At 73.1% G+C, this 5,441-nt stretch carries 5 protein-coding genes; all 5 read left to right on the top strand.

The genetic code is table 11. From position 1 onward, the window contains the following. The first annotated feature begins 348 nt into the window (after positions 1–348). Complete coding sequence (gene hutH, locus PLP61_RS12810; RefSeq protein ID WP_324503117.1) at positions 349–1,914, top strand: histidine ammonia-lyase; 1,566 nt, start codon at positions 349–351, stop codon at positions 1,912–1,914. Further along, positions 1,911–2,261, top strand: a complete 351-nt coding sequence (locus tag PLP61_RS12815; protein WP_324503118.1) for a nuclear transport factor 2 family protein — start codon at positions 1,911–1,913, stop codon at positions 2,259–2,261. Before hutH ends, PLP61_RS12815 begins: the two co-directional genes overlap by 4 nt. After that, a complete protein-coding gene (hutU, locus tag PLP61_RS12820; protein ID WP_324503119.1) occupies positions 2,261–3,922 on the top strand; it encodes a urocanate hydratase in 1,662 nt (553 codons plus the stop codon). The genes PLP61_RS12815 and hutU overlap by 1 nt, the downstream gene beginning before the upstream one ends. 163 nt (positions 3,923–4,085) lie before the next feature. Further along, on the top strand, positions 4,086–4,703 hold the full coding sequence (locus tag PLP61_RS12825) for an RNA polymerase sigma factor (RefSeq protein ID WP_324503120.1): 618 nt from the start codon (positions 4,086–4,088) through the stop codon (positions 4,701–4,703). After that, positions 4,700–5,441: hypothetical protein (locus PLP61_RS12830; protein ID WP_324503121.1), on the top strand; the 742-nt coding region annotated here is incomplete at its 3' end. The genes PLP61_RS12825 and PLP61_RS12830, both read left to right, overlap by 4 nt.

Genomic DNA, 5,441 nt, shown 5'->3' on the forward strand with positions numbered 1-5,441 from the left:
CTGGCCCGGCTCCCCGCGACGCGTCGCGCCGAAGCGCGGCTGCGGGCAATCGAGACGGCGACCGCCGCGACGACCAGCAGCACGACCCCTGCAACCACCAGCCAGACGACCTGCGACGTACTCATGCTCTCCTGCCTCCTCGGTGGGCAACCCGGTCCGGCCACCGTGGCCGGTCTGGACCTACCGAGGAGGGGTGCCCGATTCGGCGGAGGGCATGCGTCAGGAGGGCCGCGGTGAACGCCACCTCGGGGTGACCTCCGGGCCGGTGGCGGGAAGGTCTCGGATCCGAGACGGAGGGTGCCTGCCGGCCTCTGGTGGCGGACTGCTCGGGACGGTGCAATGGGGGCCATGACGACGACTCAGTCACCGACGGGCACCGTGACGCTGGGTGTGGGGCCGGTGTCCTTCGAGCAGGTGGTGGCGGTGGCCCGGCACGACGCCGGCGTGCGCCTCGCCGACGAGGCGCTGGCTGCGCTACGCCGGGCGCGCGCCGTGGTGGACGACCTGGCCGGGGCACCGACCCCGGCGTACGGCATCTCGACCGGCTTCGGGGCGCTCGCCACTCGGCACATCCCCACCGAGCTCCGGGCCCAGCTGCAGCGGTCCCTGGTGCGCTCGCACGCGGCCGGGTCCGGCCCCGAGGTGGAGCGGGAGGTGGTTCGCGCGCTGATGCTGCTGCGGCTGTCCACGCAGACCACCGGGCACACGGGCCTACGACCCGAGACCGCACAGCTGATGGCCGACCTGCTCACCGCGGGCATCACCCCGGTGGTGCGGGAGTACGGCTCACTCGGCTGCTCCGGTGACCTGGCCCCCCTGGCCCACTGCGCTCTGGCGCTGATCGGCGAGGGCGAGGTCCGCGACGCCTCCGGCCGGCTCCTCCCGGCGGCCGACGCGCTGGCCGCTGCCGGGCTCTCGCCGGTGGAGCTGGCCGCCAAGGAGGGACTGGCGCTGATCAACGGCACCGACGGCATGCTCGGCATGCTCGTGCTCGCGATCACCGACCTGCGGATGCTGCTGCGCACCGCCGACATCGCGGCGGCCATGTCGGTGGAGGGCCAGCTCGGCACCGACCGCCCCTTCGCTCCCGAGCTGCAGGCGCTCCGGCCCCACCCCGGGCAGGCGTTGTCCGCCGCTAACCTGGTCACGATCCTGAGCGACTCCGCTGTGGTGGCCTCCCACCGCGGCCCGGACTGCAACCGGGTCCAGGACGCCTACTCGCTGCGCTGCTCGCCGCAGGTGCACGGGGCGGTCCGCGACACCGTCGAGTACGCCGCGGTGGTCGCCGGCCGCGAGCTGGCCTCGGCCGTCGACAACCCGGTGGTGCTCCCCGAGGAGGGCCGGGTCGAGTCCAACGGCAACTTCCACGGGGCACCGGTCGCCTACGTGCTGGACTTCCTCGCCGTCGTGGCCGCCGACCTGGCGTCGATCTCGGAGCGGCGTACCGACCGGTTCCTGGACCGGACCCGCAACCACGGGCTGCCCGCCTTCCTGGCCGGCGACCCGGGCGTGGACAGCGGGCACATGATCGCTCAGTACACCCAGGCGGGGATCGTCTCGGAGCTCAAGCGGCTCGCGGTGCCGGCCTCGGTCGACTCGATCCCGTCCTCGGCGATGCAGGAGGACCACGTGTCGATGGGGTGGTCGGCGGCCCGCAAGCTGCGGCGGGCGGTGGACGGGGTGACCCGGGTGCTCGCCATCGAGGTGCTCACCGCCGCCCGGGCGATGGACCTGCGTGCCCCGTTGACGCCGTCGCCGAGCACCGGCGCCGTCGTCCGCCTGCTGCGCGCGGCCGGGATCGAGGGGCCCGGACCCGACCGGCACCTCTCGCCCGAGATCGAGACCGCCGTCGAGCTGGTGCGCAGCGGCGCCGTGCTCGCTGCGGTCGAGGACACGGTGGGAGCGCTGCGATGACCGCCTCGCCCGCGGCGGTGGCCCACCTGTTCGCGAGCCTGGTCGACCGGCGCGACTGGGTGCGGCTGGAGACGCTCCTCGCCGAGGACTGCGTGGTTACCTTCGTCCACGACGGGCGGGTGTTCACCGGCCCGGAGTGGGTCGCCTTCAACGCCGACTACCCGGGCCGCTGGAGCTTCGTGGCCGAGGACATCGTGGCCACCGACCACCGGGCCGTCGTGCGGGCCCGGGTCTTCAACGACGAGGCGCTGTTCCACGTCGCCAGCTTCCTGACCGTCCGCGACGGTCTCATCCACCAGATCGACGAGGTGTGGGCCGACGGCCACGCCGCCCCCCAGGAGGACTGATGAACACCAACCCCCGCCTGCCCATCCACGCCCCGCGTGGCACCGAGCTGTCCTGCGGCTCGTGGCAGACCGAGGCGCCGCTGCGCATGCTGATGAACAACCTCGACCCGGACAACGCTGAGCGTCCCGAGGACCTGGTCGTCTACGGCGGCACCGGGAAGGCCGCGCGCTCCTGGGAGGCCTACGACGCCCTGCTCCGCACGCTGCGCACGCTCAGGGACGACGAGACGATGCTCGTGCAGTCCGGCAAGCCGGTGGGCGTGATGCGCACCCACGAGTGGGCGCCCCGGGTGCTGATCGCGAACTCGAACCTGGTCGGTGACTGGGCCAACTGGGAGGAGTTCCGGCGCCTGGAGGAGCTGGGCCTGACGATGTACGGCCAGATGACGGCCGGGTCGTGGATCTACATCGGCACCCAGGGGATCCTCCAGGGCACGTTCGAGACGTTCGCCGCGGTCGCGGACAAGCGCTTCGGCGGCACCCTGGCGGGAACGATCACCCTCACCGCCGGCCTCGGCGGCATGGGTGGCGCCCAGCCGCTGGCGGTCACCATGAACGACGGGGTCGCGATCTGCATCGAGTGCGACCCGCACCGGATCCAGCGCCGGCTGGAGACCCGCTACCTCGACGTTCGCGCCGACTCGCTCGCGCACGCCCTCGAGCTCGCCGTCGCCGCGCGTGAGGAGAAGCGCCCCCTGTCCATCGGCGTACTCGGCAACGCGGCCGAGATGGTTCCCGCGCTGCTCGAGCAGGGCGCCCCCATCGACATCGTCACCGACCAGACCTCGGCGCACGACCCGCTGTTCTACCTTCCGGTCGGCACCCGGTTCGAGGACTGGGAGAAGGAGCGCACCGAGGACCCGGCCGGCTTCACCAAGCGGGCCCGCGAGTCGATGGCCGTCCACGTGCGGGCGATGGTGGAGTTCCAGGACGCGGGGGCGGAGGTCTTCGACTACGGCAACTCGATCCGCGACGAGGCCCGCAAGGGCGGCTACGACCGGGCCTTCGAGTTCCCCGGCTTCGTGCCGGCCTACATCCGCCCGCTGTTCTGCGAGGGCAAGGGCCCCTTCCGCTGGGCGGCGCTCTCCGGCGACCCCGCCGACATCGCCGCGACCGACCGCGCGATCCTCGAGCTGTTCCCCGACAACGAGCGGCTGCGGAAGTGGATCACCATGGCCGGCGAGCGGGTCGCCTACCAGGGGCTGCCGGCACGCATCTGCTGGCTGGGGTACGGCGAGCGGCACCTCGCCGGCCTGAAGTTCAACGAGATGGTGGCCTCCGGAGAGCTGAAGGCCCCGATCGTGATCGGCCGCGACCACCTGGACTGCGGCTCGGTCGCCTCGCCGTACCGCGAGACCGAGGCGATGCTCGACGGCTCCGACGCCATCGCCGACTGGGCGCTGCTCAACGCGCTGGTCAACACCGCCTCGGGCGCGTCGTGGGTCTCGATCCACCACGGCGGAGGGGTGGGCATGGGGCGCTCCATCCACGCCGGGCAGGTGTGCGTCGCCGACGGGACGCCGCTCGCGGCGGCCAAGATCGAGCGGGTGCTGACCAACGACCCCGGCATGGGCGTGATCCGGCACGTGGACGCGGGCTACGACCGGGCCGCCGAGGTGGCCCGCGAGCGCGGCGTACGCATCCCCATGCAGGAGTCCTGACCCCTCCCTTGCGATAGTCCGCCGCGATTCTCATCATTTCCCGGGCCGAAATGATGATTTGCGCGGCGGACTATCGGTGCGGGCGGACGCGGCGAAACGCAGCGAGGGCCGGACACCGCTGGCAAGATTCCTCCATGTGTGCTCTCGGGGCAGGGCGGTGCCCGTGACCGGCGGCTCCCCCGGCATGGAGGAGGCCGTGCCGCGGATGCTGTGCGGGGACGAGGACGCGTTCCGGGTCGTCTACCGCGAGGTGCACCCGCCCCTGGTCCGCTACCTCTCCGTGCTCGTCGGGCCGGACGAGGCCGACGACGTGGCCTCGGAGACCTGGGCCCAGGCGTTCCGCGACCTGTCGAGGTTCTCCGGGGACGCGGACGGGTTCCGGGGCTGGGTCACCACGATCGGGCGGCACCGCGCGCTGGACCACCTGCGGCGGCGTTCCCGTCGGCCCCAGGTGGTCCAGGGGCTCGGAGAGATCGCCGAGCCACCGCACCTGGATGACGTGGAGGGGCGGGTCCTCGCCGCAGCCTCGACCGAGGCCGTTGTCGAGCTGGTACGCCGGCTGCCCCGCGACCAGGCCGAGGCGGTCATGCTGCGCGCGGTTCTCGGTTTCGACGCGGAGACCGCCGCCCGCATCCTCGGCAAGCGGGCCGGTGCCGTGCGCGTCGCGTCGCACCGAGGTCTGCGGCGGCTGGCCGCCGAGCTGGGTGGACAGCCCGCCGAGAGGATCTCGCCGGCCACCTGTAACACCTTCCTGCCTCGCGGCGCTGAGGGGGTGAGATGAGCATGCGATGGAACCGATTCCCGACCCGCCGCCGGGCCGAGGAGCTACTCCGCACGACCGGCGACGACAGCCCGTTGGGCCGGGCGCTGGAAGCAGCGCGCCGACCCGGCACGGCCGACGAGCTGGCCCGGGAGGACGCCACCGTGGCGATGTTCCACCGTGCTCGCCTCGAGAACCCTGTTGCCACCGCGAGGAGAGAGACTGTGCCCCCCACCACCCGTGGCCGGATGGCCGCCCTGAAGACTCTGGTCGCCACGATCGCGGTCATGCTGTTCGCGACCACCGGTGTCGCCCTGGCCGCGAGCGGCCACGCACCCTGGTCGAAGCCGGCCACCCCGGTGGCCGCCGAGGGGAGCGAGGAGCCCGGCGAGGGCGCGTCGTCGGGCGACCCGGACCCCGGCGACAGCGAGACCGACCCCGTTGACGACCCCTCCGACCCCTCCGACGAGGCTGGTGAAGACGCCGCGGAGGACCCGGCCGCCCCGGAGTCGGCGGCACCCGCCTCGCTGCACGGCCTCTGCCAGGCCTACGGCTCCGGCAACAAGGCCACCCACGGAAAGGCGCACCAGGCCCCGCCGTTCGCCGCGCTCGTCGAGGCGGCTGGTGGCGCCGAGTACGTCGAGGCCTACTGCGCCGCGCTGGCACCGACCCCCGAGCACCCGACCAAGCCGGAGCACCCGACGAAGCCGGAGCACCCGACGAAGCCGGAGCACCCGACGAAGCCGGAGCACCCGACGA

The sequence above is a fragment of the Nocardioides sp. genome, assembly GCF_035429765.1.
Lineage (GTDB): Bacteria > Actinomycetota > Actinomycetes > Propionibacteriales > Nocardioidaceae > Nocardioides.